This is a genomic window from Agromyces sp. Y575 (assembly GCF_059445445.1).
Window position 1 is genome coordinate 1,000,952 of record NZ_JCAIUI010000002.1, and the last position, 12,211, is coordinate 1,013,162.

At 68.5% G+C, this 12,211-nt stretch carries 16 protein-coding genes; 13 read left to right on the top strand and 3 right to left on the bottom strand.

Annotated features, from left to right (window positions below; genetic code table 11):
• Positions 1–2 precede the first annotated feature (2 nt).
• From AC1C2U_RS10790 to AC1C2U_RS10805, 4 genes are all read left to right on the top strand, one after another.
• Entirely contained in the window at positions 3–602 is a 600-nt protein-coding gene (locus tag AC1C2U_RS10790; RefSeq protein ID WP_495361731.1) for a nucleotide exchange factor GrpE, read from the top strand.
• A gap of 119 nt (positions 603–721) precedes the next feature.
• Positions 722–1,726, top strand: a complete 1,005-nt coding sequence (locus tag AC1C2U_RS10795) for a DnaJ C-terminal domain-containing protein (protein ID WP_495361732.1) — start codon at positions 722–724, stop codon at positions 1,724–1,726.
• Positions 1,727–1,735: 9 nt separating this feature from the next.
• Entirely contained in the window at positions 1,736–2,152 is a 417-nt protein-coding gene (locus tag AC1C2U_RS10800; RefSeq protein ID WP_495361733.1) for a heat shock protein transcriptional repressor HspR, read from the top strand.
• 54 nt (positions 2,153–2,206) lie between these two features.
• On the top strand, positions 2,207–2,779 hold the full coding sequence (locus AC1C2U_RS10805) for a saccharopine dehydrogenase NADP-binding domain-containing protein (RefSeq protein WP_495361734.1): 573 nt from the start codon (positions 2,207–2,209) through the stop codon (positions 2,777–2,779).
• A 22-nt stretch (positions 2,780–2,801) separates the two neighbouring features.
• Here AC1C2U_RS10805 and AC1C2U_RS10810 read toward each other — a convergent pair whose 3' ends face one another.
• Positions 2,802–3,518 (bottom strand): hypothetical protein, encoded by a 717-nt coding sequence (locus AC1C2U_RS10810; protein WP_495361735.1) that lies wholly within the window; start codon positions 3,516–3,518, stop codon positions 2,802–2,804.
• Between the two features lie 100 nt (positions 3,519–3,618).
• On the opposite strand from AC1C2U_RS10810, the gene AC1C2U_RS10815 reads away from it, so the two are divergent.
• Entirely contained in the window at positions 3,619–4,962 is a 1,344-nt protein-coding gene (locus tag AC1C2U_RS10815) for a class I SAM-dependent methyltransferase (RefSeq protein ID WP_495361736.1), read from the top strand.
• Here the strand turns inward: AC1C2U_RS10815 and AC1C2U_RS10820 are convergent.
• On the bottom strand, positions 4,934–5,158 hold the full coding sequence (locus AC1C2U_RS10820; RefSeq protein ID WP_495361737.1) for a hypothetical protein: 225 nt from the start codon (positions 5,156–5,158) through the stop codon (positions 4,934–4,936). The two genes, AC1C2U_RS10815 and AC1C2U_RS10820, sit on opposite strands and share 29 nt — an antisense overlap.
• Before the next feature lie 55 nt (positions 5,159–5,213).
• On the opposite strand from AC1C2U_RS10820, the gene clpS reads away from it, so the two are divergent.
• From clpS to AC1C2U_RS10835, 3 genes are all read left to right on the top strand, one after another.
• Positions 5,214–5,504, top strand: coding sequence for an ATP-dependent Clp protease adapter ClpS (gene clpS / locus AC1C2U_RS10825; protein WP_495361738.1), 291 nt, complete (start codon positions 5,214–5,216; stop codon positions 5,502–5,504).
• Positions 5,501–5,992, top strand: coding sequence for a DUF2017 family protein (locus AC1C2U_RS10830; RefSeq protein ID WP_495361739.1), 492 nt, complete (start codon positions 5,501–5,503; stop codon positions 5,990–5,992). Before clpS ends, AC1C2U_RS10830 begins: the two co-directional genes overlap by 4 nt.
• A gap of 147 nt (positions 5,993–6,139) precedes the next feature.
• Positions 6,140–7,300, top strand: coding sequence for a hypothetical protein (locus tag AC1C2U_RS10835; protein WP_495361740.1), 1,161 nt, complete (start codon positions 6,140–6,142; stop codon positions 7,298–7,300).
• Positions 7,301–7,484: 184 nt separating this feature from the next.
• Here AC1C2U_RS10835 and AC1C2U_RS10840 read toward each other — a convergent pair whose 3' ends face one another.
• A complete protein-coding gene (locus AC1C2U_RS10840; RefSeq protein ID WP_495361741.1) occupies positions 7,485–7,892 on the bottom strand; it encodes an SHOCT domain-containing protein in 408 nt (135 codons plus the stop codon).
• A 141-nt stretch (positions 7,893–8,033) separates the two neighbouring features.
• On the opposite strand from AC1C2U_RS10840, the gene AC1C2U_RS10845 reads away from it, so the two are divergent.
• The 5 genes from AC1C2U_RS10845 (at position 8,034) to AC1C2U_RS10865 (ending at position 12,187) form a co-directional block, all read left to right on the top strand.
• A complete protein-coding gene (locus AC1C2U_RS10845) occupies positions 8,034–9,335 on the top strand; it encodes an ion channel protein (protein ID WP_495361742.1) in 1,302 nt (433 codons plus the stop codon).
• 71 nt (positions 9,336–9,406) lie between these two features.
• Positions 9,407–10,078 (top strand): GAP family protein, encoded by a 672-nt coding sequence (locus tag AC1C2U_RS10850; RefSeq protein ID WP_495361743.1) that lies wholly within the window; start codon positions 9,407–9,409, stop codon positions 10,076–10,078.
• A complete protein-coding gene (locus tag AC1C2U_RS10855) occupies positions 10,078–11,277 on the top strand; it encodes an AI-2E family transporter (RefSeq protein WP_495361744.1) in 1,200 nt (399 codons plus the stop codon). Before AC1C2U_RS10850 ends, AC1C2U_RS10855 begins: the two co-directional genes overlap by 1 nt.
• Before the next feature lie 93 nt (positions 11,278–11,370).
• The gene (locus AC1C2U_RS10860; protein ID WP_495361745.1) at positions 11,371–11,799 is read left to right on the top strand and encodes a DUF6325 family protein; all 429 of its coding nucleotides are present in this window, start codon (positions 11,371–11,373) and stop codon (positions 11,797–11,799) included.
• Between the two features lie 4 nt (positions 11,800–11,803).
• Positions 11,804–12,187: an SHOCT domain-containing protein gene (locus tag AC1C2U_RS10865; protein WP_495361746.1), complete on the top strand. Its 384-nt coding sequence runs from the start codon at positions 11,804–11,806 to the stop codon at positions 12,185–12,187.
• The last annotated feature ends 24 nt before the right edge of the window (positions 12,188–12,211 follow it).

A 12,211-nucleotide genomic window follows, 5' to 3' on the forward strand; every position in this document is an offset into this window, starting at 1 on the left:
CCATGTCCGACCAGCACGAGAACGAGCACGACGGTCTGGATGACGAGTTCATCCAGGCCGAAGGGCCCGATATCGAGACGGATGCCGCGGCATCCGCTTCGACGGGCTCAGCGGGCGATGGCGCAGACGAAGAGGTGCTCACGGTCGACGACATCCTGAACGCGGCGCAGGCTGAGGTGCAGGAGCCGAGCGACGAGCACCTCGCCGACCTCAAGCGCATCACGGCCGAGTACGCCAACTACCGCAAGCGCACCGAAGCGAACCGCGAGGTCGAGCGTGAGCGAGCGGTGGGTGCGGCCGTCGCCGTACTGCTGCCCGTGCTCGACGACCTCGACCGGGCTGAGAAGCACGGCGATCTCGAGGGCGACGCGCCATTCGCGACGATCGCCGCGAAGCTGCGCGGTGCGGTCGAGAAGCTCGGTCTCACCGCCTTCGGCGAGGTCGGCGAGCCGTTCGACCCGCAGCGGCACGAGGCGATCTTCCAGCAGCCATCCGCCGAAGTCGAGACCGAGACGGTCGCCGACGTCGTCGAAACGGGCTACACCCTCGGCGGCACGCTGCTTCGCGCGGCGAAGGTCGTCGTGAAGACGCCGCAGGCGTGACGGCCCCGTTGGTCGAGTAGCGGCGAAGGAGCGTATCGAGACCCGTCACAAGAGTCCCGATACGCGCTTCGCGCTACTCGACCGACACACACGACTAGATTTCAGAAGAGGAGGTGCCGATGGCCAGTCAGGATTGGTTCGACAAGGACTTCTACAAAGTGCTCGGCGTCTCCAAAGACGTGAGCGACGCAGAGCTGAAGAAGACGTACCGCAAGCTCGCACGCAAGTACCACCCCGACTCCAACGCGGGTGACGCCGCAGCCGAAGCGAAGTTCAAGGAGATCAGCGAAGCGCACTCGGTGCTCTCCGATCCCGAACAGCGCAAGGAGTACGACGCGGTTCGCGCCATGGGTTCGGGCGCTCGGTTCACCGCGCCCGGTGGCGCTGGCGGCGCGGGCGGTGCGGGCGGCTTCGAAGACGTCTTCGGTGGCATGTTCGGCCAGGGCGGCGGGGGCCGCAGCCAGTCGTACACGTTCCAGCAGGGCGGCGACTACGACGACTTGCTCGGCGGGCTCTTCGGCGGCGGCCGCTTCGGCCAGCCGAGCGGCGGCTATCGCGGTCAGGGCGGCCCATCGAAGGGTCGGGATGTCGCGGCGTCGACGACCCTCGACTTCGTCACCGCCACCAAGGGCGAGCAGATCACCCTGCAGACTTCCGACGGCAAGCCGATCACCGTGCGCATACCCGCCGGTGTCGCCGACGGCCAGAAGATCAAGCTCCGCGGCAAGGGCCATCCGTCGCCCGACGGCGGCGAGCCCGGCGACCTCGTGCTCACCGTGAGCGTGCGCAAGCACCCCGTGTTCGAGCGCGACGGCCTGAACCTTCGGGTCAACGTGCCGGTGACCTTCGCCGAGGCGGCGCTCGGCGCGACCATCCAGGTGCCGACCCTCGGCGGCGACCCCGTCAAGCTGCGTGTCGCACCCGGCACCCCGAGCGGGCGCGTGCTGCGCGTCAAGGGTCGTGGCGTGAAGACCACCAAGGGCACAGGAGACCTCCTCGCGGTCGTGCAGATCGCGGTGCCCTCGCACCTCTCGAAAGACGCCGAGGAGAAGCTCGCGGAGTTCGCCGCGCTACTGCCCGACGAAAATCCGCGCGACGAGCTGCTCTCGAAGGCGAAGGCATAGGCGGTGGAGATGAACGAGATGAGCCCGCTGTTCGTCATCTCGGTCGCCGCCGAACTCGCTGGAATGCACCCGCAGACCCTGCGCCAGTACGACCGGCTCGGGCTCGTGTCGCCCACCCGCACCGCGGGCAAGTCGCGGCGCTACTCGATGCGCGACGTCGTGCACTTGCGCGAGATCGCGCAACTCTCGAGCGAGGGTGTGAACCTCGAGGGCATCCGCCGGGTGCTCGGTCTCGAAGACGAGGTGACCGCGCTGCGGGCGCGGGTCCACGAGCTCGAGGCCGCGCTCGCCGACGAGATGCTGAACCGCCCGGGGCGCCGCGTGTTCGCCGCAGGGTCTGCCGGAGAAGTCGTTTCTCTTCGAGCCGGCACTCGCATGAGACGCGAGAACGCCGTCGTCGTGTGGCGGCCGCTGGAACGCGGGTAGGCCACCCGAATCCCGGGAATCCATCCGATCGCGGGGCATCCTCGAGCTGCCAAGATGTACTCGTCGGAACAAGAGATACTCGTCGGAACAAGAGATCAGGGTGGCACGGGAACAGCGAATACGGTCGTCGTCTACGGAGCGACCGGTCACACGGGACGCTTCGTCGTCGCCGAACTCCTCCAGCGCGGCTTCACGCCGATCGCCGCAGGGCGCGACCGGGCGCAGCTGGCCGCACTCGCCGCCGAGTGGAGCGAGATCGTCGTGCGACCGGCGACGGTCGACGATCCTGCGGCGCTCGATGCCGCGTTGGCGGGCGCCGCTGCGGTGATCAACTGCGCCGGCCCGTTCGCGGTGACCGCGGGCCCGGTCGTCGAGGCCGCGCTCCGCGCGGGCATCCCGTACATCGATGTTGCCGCGGAGATCGAGGCGAATGCGTCGATGTTCGCCGACTACGCCGAGGCCGCACGGGCGGCGGGCACGATCGTACTGCCGGCCATGTCACGGCGCCGCTCGCGGTCGAAGCCGTCGAGCGAGTGCTCAGCGGGCGCACCCGCGCAACTGGCGTGGTCTCGGCGGGCGCAGTGTTCGACGCCGCGGACTTCCTCCGCTCACTGTCGCCGCATGTGACGGTCGACCTGCCCAGCTGAACTCAGCGACCCCAGGCCGAGGCGGGCGCTTCGATGACCGCATAGGGCCGCGAGCTCCAGTGGGTACCGTTGCCATAGTGGCTCGACGCCCAGGCCGACGCCCAGATCGCCTGCGCAGTCGCGTCGGCAGAATCACCGCGGGCGAGTGCGGCATCGACGTCGGGGTAGCGGCCCGACTTCAGGTTCTGCGCTGCGTAGAAGGCGGCCTCCATGAGGGTGGCGTAGCTACCGAGTCCCGAGCCGCCGCCCGAACCCTGCCCGTTGTTCAGGGGGTTGTTGCGGTTCCACCAGTTGTCGGCGCCGTTCTCCTGACGCATCCAGCGCATCATGAACGTGATGTTCTCTTCGGTGACCGGCCAGGCGCCCTCGATGAGCACGAGCTTGGCCCAGTCGACGTTCGTGCCACCGGCGACGAGAGTCTGCTCTCCGGTGGTCGCGACGTAGGACTCGTGCGAGATCGCCGCCGCCGCGACATCCGCTGCGACGCTGAAATCCTGCGCGTCACCCGAGTGCGGCGTATTCGCCGAGGCGAGGGGGAGTACTCCACCGGGCTGCGGCAACGGTGCCAGGGTGAGGCCCGCGAGGAGCCCGATGACCGAGAGCACCGCCGCCGCCGCGAGCGAGCGGCGCGGGGAGCGCACGTTGCGCGGGGTACGCGTCACGGGCGTCGCGACTCCATGTCGCGCCGCCCGCCGTCCCCCGGTCTGTGCGTCCTGCATGCGGCACGAGAGTAGCAAACCTCACCGAGCGCCGCACCCAGCAAGATCGTCCGTGACCAGGCGCACCGGTTGAGCGTCGGTCGCCGCGTACCCTTGGGGGATGGCTTTCGACTTCGGTGCGCTGCAGCGGCGCCCCGATGTCGAAGGGCCGGGCCTCGAGGCATCGGATGCCGCGGACCGGCTGATCCTCGACGAAGCCGCCGCCATGATCGGTGGGGTCGGCGAGGGCGAACTCGTCGTCGTCGACGACTCGTACGGGGCACTCGCGCTCGCTGCGGCGGATGCCGGGGTCCGCGGTATCAGGGTGCACCAAGACCTCATCACGGGTGAGCGCGCGCTCGTCGAGAACGCCCGTCGACTGCGGCTCGAGGGTGCGGCGCAGTCGTTGCCGCTCGGCGCCGAGCTCTTCGAGGGCGCACGCCTCGTGTTGTTGCGATTGCCGCGCTCGCTCGACCGGCTCGACGAACTGGCGGAGCTCATCGCGGCGAATGCCCATCGCGACGCCGTGGTCGTCGCCGGCGGTCGCATCAAGCACATGTCGCTCGCGATGAACGAGGTGCTCGCACGGCACTTCGAGCGGTTGGACGTGAGTCATGCGCGCCAGAAGTCGCGCGTGTTGATGGCACGCTTGCCTCGTCGGTCGAGGAGTGACGAAGGAGCGTATCGAGACCAGGTCGCGGGGTCGCGATACGGCGCTGGCGCGCCTACTCGACCAACGGATGCCGATCGAGACCAAGTCGCGGGGTCTCGATACGGCGCTGGCGCGCCTACTCGACCAACGGATGCCCATCGAGACCAGGTCGCGGGGTCTCCTCGACCGACGGATGCCGATGGAGACCAGGTCGCGGGGTCTACTCGACCAACGGATGGCAACTGGCCGCGACGCACTCGGCATGACGACGTCGACCTCGTGGTCGTTGCGCACGGCGGGGTCTTCGCGGGCACCGGCATCGACATCGGCACGCGGTTCCTGCTCGAGCAGCTGGGCGACGCGGTTCCGGATGCCCCGACCGTTGTCGATCTCGCGTGCGGCACGGGCGTGGTGGCGGCGTGGCTCGCGCGAGCGCGACCCGGGCTGCGGGTGACGGCGACCGATCGTTCGGCGTCGGCCGCGTCATCCGCTCGGCTGACCGCCGAGGCGAACGGAGTCGCCGACCGGGTGCAGGTCGCACAGGCCGACGGCCTCGAGTCCTTCGCCGATGCGAGCGAGCCGCTCATCGTGGTGAACCCGCCGTTCCACAGCGATGCGGCGATCTCGACCGGCATTGCCGCCCACCTCTTCGCCGACGCCGCGCGCGTGCTCGCCCCGGGCGGCGAGCTTTGGTGTGTGTTCAACTCGCACCTGCGCTACCGGCCGTTGCTCGAACACGTCGTCGGCCCGACCCGTCAGATCGCCCGCAACGCGAAGTTCACGGTCACCGCCTCGCGGCGAGCGGTGGCGTGACCGGCCGCGCGATCAGGCGCGAGAAGTGCGACGGATCGATGAACTCGGTCTCCACCGGCTGATCCTCACCGAGCGCGGCGCGAGCGAGCAGCTCGCCGCGACTCGCCCGCGACCGCGCCGACCGCGCCGTGACCCAAGAGTACATCGCTCGCCGAGAGTTGCCCGATCGCTCGTCGATATCGATGCGTTCAGTCACCGTTCGACGCTACCTGCGGGATGCGGGCATCGCCGCATCGTGTCAGGCTTGAGCAATGACGACCACCATCGAGCAACTCGACACCGATCGCGCCGTGCGTGCCACGGCCGAGGTGCCGTGGCGCACGATCGTGTGGGATGACCCCGTGAACCTCATGACGTACGTCAGCTACGTGTTCCGCAGCTACTTCGGGTTCCCCCGCGAGGAGGCCGAACGCCTCATGCTGCTCGTGCACACCGAGGGCAGGGCGATCGTGGCGACCGGCAACCGCGAGGCCATGGAGCGGCACGCGCAGGCGATGCACGGCTACGGTCTCCAGGCGACCGTCGCGAAAGGCGAACCGTGATCGTCGCGGGCCTCGGCGGCGGCGAGGGGGTTCGCATCGTGCTCGAGATCGAAGAGGCGATGCTCCTCTCCGAGCTCGCCGACCAGGTCGACTCGGTGCTGCTGCTCGGCGAAGTCGACGACCCGGCGCTCGGCCGGCTGCTGCCCGACGCCTACCCCGACGATGCGGCCGCGGCGCACGACTTCACCCGCTACACCCGCGACAACCTCGTCGACGGCAAGCGCCAGGCGGCGCAGCGCGTGCGCGACGCGACCGCCGTCGACGTGCAGGCCGGGCTCGTGCAGATCGAGCTCGACCAGTCGGAGGCGTGGGGCTGGCTGACGTTCCTCACCGACCTGCGGCTGATCCTCGCCGAGCGGGTCGGCATCGTCGACGAAGACGAGACCGAGTCCGACGAGACCCGCGACGACTACCTGCGTGCGGCGTACGAGTGGGCCGGGTTCGTGCAGGGCTCGATGCTCGAGGTGCTCGACCCGATCAAAGGCTGAAGACCACCGCTGGTCGAGTAGGCGCGCCAGCGCCGTATCGAGACCTGGTGACGGGTCTCGATACGCTCCTGCGTCGCTACTCGACCAACGAGGTGACGCTCCTGCGTCGCTCCTCGACCGGCGGGTGGATCATGGCAAGCTGAGCACGTGAGCCGAGACACCGCGAACATCACTCACGAACCGTCGTCGATCGCACGAGTGCTGCGGCATCCGGCGGCCAATGCCGAATCGCTCGAATCGATCGCCCTGCTCATCGGCGCCGCCACCTTCGTCGTCGGCGGGCTCGTCGCCTGGCTCGTCTTCCTCGGCCGAGACCTGGAGATCGCGGGCCCGGGATCGCTCGGCGAATTCGTGAGCGTCGGCGCCGCGATCGCCACGCTCATCGCGTTCGTGCTCGGCCGCCTGGCTCTGCGCACGCGTAGCGCCGCGGGTCTGGCCGAGGCGAAGCTGCCGGGTCTCGACGCGCCCGGAGCGCACATCCACTGGTTCGACCTCACGGCGATCGCCCTCGCGCATGCGTTCATCGCGCTCCTCGGCTGGGTCGGCCTCGCCGACCTGCTCGAGCGCAGCTTCCAAGGTGCCGTCGTCTTCGCACTGCCCGGAGCGATTCTCGCCGGGGTCGGCATGGCGGTCACCGCCTACGCGGTGTTCCTCTCCGCCGCCCACCTCACGCCGATGCTGCTGTCGTTCGTGCTCGCCCTGTTCCTCGTCGTCGGTGGGCTCGCGAGCATGCTCAGCTCGAGCAATCCACTGTGGTGGCAGCAGAACCTGAGCGCGCTCGGCATGACGAACGATGTCTCGGCGCTCGCGTTCAACATGACGCTCATCATCGCCGGCGTGATCGTCACGACGATCGCCCGGTACGCGACGGCGGCCGTGCCGACGACGACGCCCGCAGAGGTGCGCGGTCGCAACATCGTGCGGGTCGGCATGATCCTGCTCGGGATCTTCCTCGGATGCGTCGGAATCCTCCCGGTCGACCGGTTCTTCATTCTGCACAACACCGTCGCGACGGGCATGACGATCGCATTCGCCGTGCTCGTGATCGGGCTGCGCTGGTTCATCCCGTCGATGCCGAAGGTGTTCATCCTGCTCGGATACGTCTACGTCGGCGTGATCGTCGTGCTCGCCGTGTTCTTCACGACCGGGTACTACAATCTCACCGCCGTCGAACTCGTGGCATCTGTGCTGATCTTCAGCTGGATCATCGTCTTCCTCCGCAACTCGAGTGCGATGCACGGGCAGCCGGCGACGGATGCCTCGGCGACGCCGGTCTCGGAGGTTCCCGCACCCGCACCCGCTGGTTGACGAGCGACGAAGGAACGTCTCGGAACCTGCTCGCCCAGGGTGGGTTTCGAGACGGCCGCGGGCGGCCTCCTCAACCCGCAGGGACGGGTCTCCTCGACCTGCAGTGAGGGGGCCTCCTCGATCTGCAGGGACGCGAAGAGGGTCGGATGCCGAAGCATCCGACCCTCTCAGCTGCCGTCTGAGATCAGACGTTCTGCGTGGGGTGCCCGAGCGCCTTGGCCTTCAGCAGTTCGTACTCCTGTTGGGTGATGGTGCCCGAGTCGAGGAGGCCCTTGGCCTTCGCGATCTCATCTGCAGGGCTGTGGGCCCCGGCTGTTTGACGGATGTACTCCTGGGTCGCGGCTTCGGCCTGCTTGTAGTCCTTCTGCGCGCGCTCTGCCATGCCCTTGCCCCGGGCGATGAGGTACACCAGCGCGGTGAGGAACGGCACGAAGACGAGGAAGATGATCCACAATGCCTTCCACCAGCCGTTCAGCTTCTGGTCCCGGAACAGGTCGGCGATGATCGCGAACAGCGCATACAGGTAGGCGATGAACGCGAATATCCAAAGGAACCACCAGATCAGGTCCCAGAAATTCGTCCAGAAACTCATATGCGCAGCCTTTCACTGAGTGAGCGCCCCCCAGGAGCGCCGCTGAGGTGAAACCTATCGCTTGGCGGCTCGGCGCGTCCATACTTCGAACAACCACGCTTCGACCACCACAGCGATACTCTGGCCGCGGGAGGCGGAACGATGACACTTGCCCTGCCAGCGAGGGATCCGGATGTCTCGCCGCGGCGACTGCTCGTACTCGCCGTACCGGCGCTCGTCATCGGCATCGTGTCGGCGCTCGTGCTGTGGGCGCTCGATCGGGTGTCGGGTGGGCTGCAGAGTCTGATCTGGGAGGCGGCGCCGGAGGCGCTCGGCGTCGACCCGTCGGGATGGTGGATCCTCCTCGTACTCACCGTCACGGGATTCGCCGTCGGGCTCGCGCTGCGATTCGTGCCGGGGCACGGCGGGCCCGACTCGGCGACCACCGAGCTCGTCGGGCCGCCGCTGCCGGTCGCGACCCTGCCCGGACTCGCTCTCGTCACCGTGCTCGGGCTCGCGGGCGGCGTGAGCCTCGGCCCCGAGAACCCGATCATCGCCATCAACACGGCGATCCTCGTGGCCGTCGTCGCACGGCTCATGCCGCAGGTGCCCGCCCAGCTCACGACCCTGCTCGCCGCATCGGGCACGATCGGCGCCCTGTTCGGCACACCCGTGGCCGCCGCGCTCGTCTTCACGGGCATCGTGGCCGCGCTGAAGTCGGGCGGGTCGCTCTGGGACCGTCTCTTCCTGCCGGTCGCGGCGGCCGGTGCCGGTTCCATCACGATGCACCTCCTCGGCGCGCCGCCGCTCGCCTTCAGCTTGCCGCCCATCGGCCAAGTCGAACCCGGGGACCTCGCCACCGGCGCGCTCGTCGCGTGTGGTGCGACGATAGTGGGGCTCGCAGCACTGTTCGCGTTCCCCTGGATCTACCGTGCCCTGCACGCGCTGCCCCACCCCGTGCTGATTCCCACCGTTGGCGGCGTGCTGCTCGGCCTGCTCGGCATGCTCGGCGGCCCGATCACCATGTTCAAGGGGCTCACGCAGATGGGCGAGCTGCTGAACCAGGCCGATGAGCTGGACGGCGCCCAACTCGCTGCGATCGCAGGCATCAAGATCCTCGCGCTGCTCATCGCGGCGAGTGCCTTGTTCCGAGGCGGTCGCGTCTTCCCCGCGACGTTCATCGGCGTCGCACTCGGTCTCCTCGGCCACGTCCTCATCCCGTCGATGCCGATCGGCCTGGCTGTGGCGTGCGGCGTGCTCGGCATCGTGCTCGTCGTGACCAGGGACGGCTGGATCTCGCTGTTCCTCGCGGTCGCCGTCTGCGGCGATATCGCCGTGCTCCCGATCCTGTGCGTGGTGGTGCTGCCGGCGTGGTTGCTCGTCACCTGGGCGCCGGAATTCCGCATCGAGCCCGAGGTGCATGGTGCCGAGGCGGATGCCGGTCGCGCACCGCGAACAGGGTGATGCGGCGCGGGACATCCGCTCGCTCAGCAATAACCGACGGCGGCTTCGTCCGCCAGACAGGGAGTACACAGATGGGCGAGGTCATCGGAAGCATCCTGCCGCTCGCACTCGGTATCGCGATCAGCCCGATCCCGATCATCGCGGCGATCCTCATGCTGCTCTCGCCGAAGGCGAAGGGCACGAGCGTCGGCTTCCTGATCGGCTGGGTACTCGGCATCGTCGTCGCGGTCGTGGTGTTCACGCTGCTCGCCTCGATCATCCCCGAGCAGGACTCCGACGCCTCGAAGCCGATCTCCGGTGTCATCAAACTCCTGCTCGGTGCGGGCCTGCTCTTCCTCGCCCTGAGGCAGTGGCGCACCCGGCCGAAGCCGGGGGAGGAGGCGGCGTTGCCGAAGTGGATGTCGGCGATCGACTCGATGACCACGGTCCGCGGGGGTGTGCTCGGCTTCCTGCTCGCAGCCGTCAACCCGAAGAACCTGCTGATGGCTGCAGGTGCGGGCGTGATCATCGGCACGGGCGGCCTGAGCGGCGGTGAGATCACGATCTCGGTCGTGATCTTCACGATCATCGCCGCGTGCACCGTCGCCGTGCCCGTGATCGCGTACCTCATCGCCGCCGAGAAGATGGGCGGCCCGCTCGAATCGCTCCGCGCGTGGCTCGTGCACAACAACGCGACGGTCATGGCCGTGCTGCTGCTCGTCATCGGCGTCGTCGTGATCGGCAAGGGAATCGGGAGCTTCTGATGACGGATGCCACTGAGCCCGAGCCGCTCGCTGAGCCCGGGTCGATCGCTGAGCCTGAGTCGCTCGCTGAGCCCGTCGAAGCGGGCGACTCGGGCGGCTCCCTTCGACAGGCTCAGGGAACAGGGCAGGCTCAGGGAACAGGGCAGGCTCAGGGAACGGAGCAGGCTCAGGGAACGGGGCTCGCGCACGGGACGCGGATGCTGCTCACGATCGCCGCCGCGGCGATCGTCTTCGCCGGCATCTGGTTCGCCCGCGACATCCTGGCCCCCGCCGCCGTCGCCGCGGTCGTGGTGATCATCGCCCACCCGGTGCGCCGCCCGCTCGAACGCCGCGGCTGGCCGAGCTGGCTCGCGACGACCGCGGTGATCGTCGTCGCCTACCTGATCCTCGCAGCGCTCGGCATACTGCTCGTCGTGGCATCCGTGCAGTTCATCGAGATGCTGCCCGACTACGCCGACAAGCTGACCGCGACCGTTCAGGCGATCTACGACTGGCTCACCTCGCTCGGAATCACGAGCGTGTCAGCCGCTTCGACGGCCGCCGCCGTCGACCCCGAGGTGCTGCTCACCTTCGCAGCGGGGGTCGCCGATGCCGTGCTCGGCGCCGCGACGGCGTTCTTCTTCGTGCTCGCCTACGTCATCTTCATGGCAGCGGATGCCTCGCGCTTCAGCCGCGGCGGCGGCCGCGTGTTCGGAACGGCGGCGGGCGACGTGATCGGCGCCCACTACTTCACGAGCGTGCGGCGGTACTACGTGGTCAACGCAACGTTCGGACTCATCGTCGCCGTGCTCGACGGCCTGCTGCTCTGGGCGCTCGGCGTGCCGATCCCGATCGTGTGGGCGATCCTCGCGTTCGTCACGAACTTCATTCCGAACATCGGCTTCGTGATCGGCGTCATCCCGCCCGCGGTGCTCGCGCTCGTCATCGGCGGCTGGCCGCTCGCGCTCGTCGTGATCCTCGCGTACAGCGTGATCAACGTCGTGCTGCAAGTGCTCGTGCAGCCGAAGTTCGTGAGCGACGCCGTGGGCCTCAGCCTCACGCTGACCTTCTTCTCTGTCGTGTTCTGGACTCTCGTGATCGGGCCGATCGGTGCGATCCTCTGCATCCCGCTCACGCTGCTCGTGCGGGCCCTGCTGCTCGAGCCCGACGAGAACATGCGGGCGCTCCGCCGGCTGTCGGGCGACCCGAACGTGTCGTGACCCGATGTTCGTCGTCCGCCGAGGATTCCGCTGGACTCTGGCGTCCCGGGGTGCTGCGCGCGTAGTCTGCAACCACGTGGATTGGGGGAGATCATGGCGGATTTCGAATACGGTCCGGTGGACCTGTACCTCGTGGGGTTCGAGGGCGATCGCCCCGATGCAGGCAGCCTCGAGGCGATTCGTGAGCTCATCGAGGGCGGCGAGATCAGGTTGCTCGACTTCCTCATGATCTCGCGGGCTGAAGACGGCACGGTGAAGATCACCGAGTTCGAAGAGGTGAGCGACGAGTACGGCTTCGGCACGGTCGAGCTCGAAGCGATCGGCCTCGTCGCCGATGAAGATGCCACCGAACTCGCCGAGGGTATTCCGCCTGGCACTTCGGGCGCGTTGCTCGCGATCGAGCTCGTCTGGGCGAAGCGCCTCGCCTCGAAGTTCGCCGCGGCCGGCGGCATCGTGCTGCAGACCGAACGCATTCCCGCGCCGGTCGTGAACGCCGCGCTCGCCGAAGCCGAAGAGGAGTAGGAAGATGCCGTTCAGAAGAATGGGACGCCCCGGACTGATCGGCATGGCCGCTCGCACGGCAGTCGTCGCCGGAACCGCCACCGCCGTCAGTGGCGGCATGCAGCGTCGCCAGCAGCAGAAGTCCCAAGACCAGTACGAGCGACAGCAGTACGAGGCCCAGCAACAGCAGGCGCAGGTCGACGCAGCGGCCCAGGCCGCGGTGGCGCAGCAGCAGCAAGCGGCGATGGGCGTCGCGTCGCAGCAGGCCGCTGCAGCACCGGCTGCTCCGGCCGCTTCGGCGGGCGGCTCTGACATCGTCGGCGAGCTGTCGAAGCTCGGCGCGCTGAAAGAGCAGGGCATCCTCACCGACGACGAGTTCGCCGCGGCCAAGGCGAAGCTGCTGGGGTGATCGTGCGAGCCTCGTCCGAGTCCT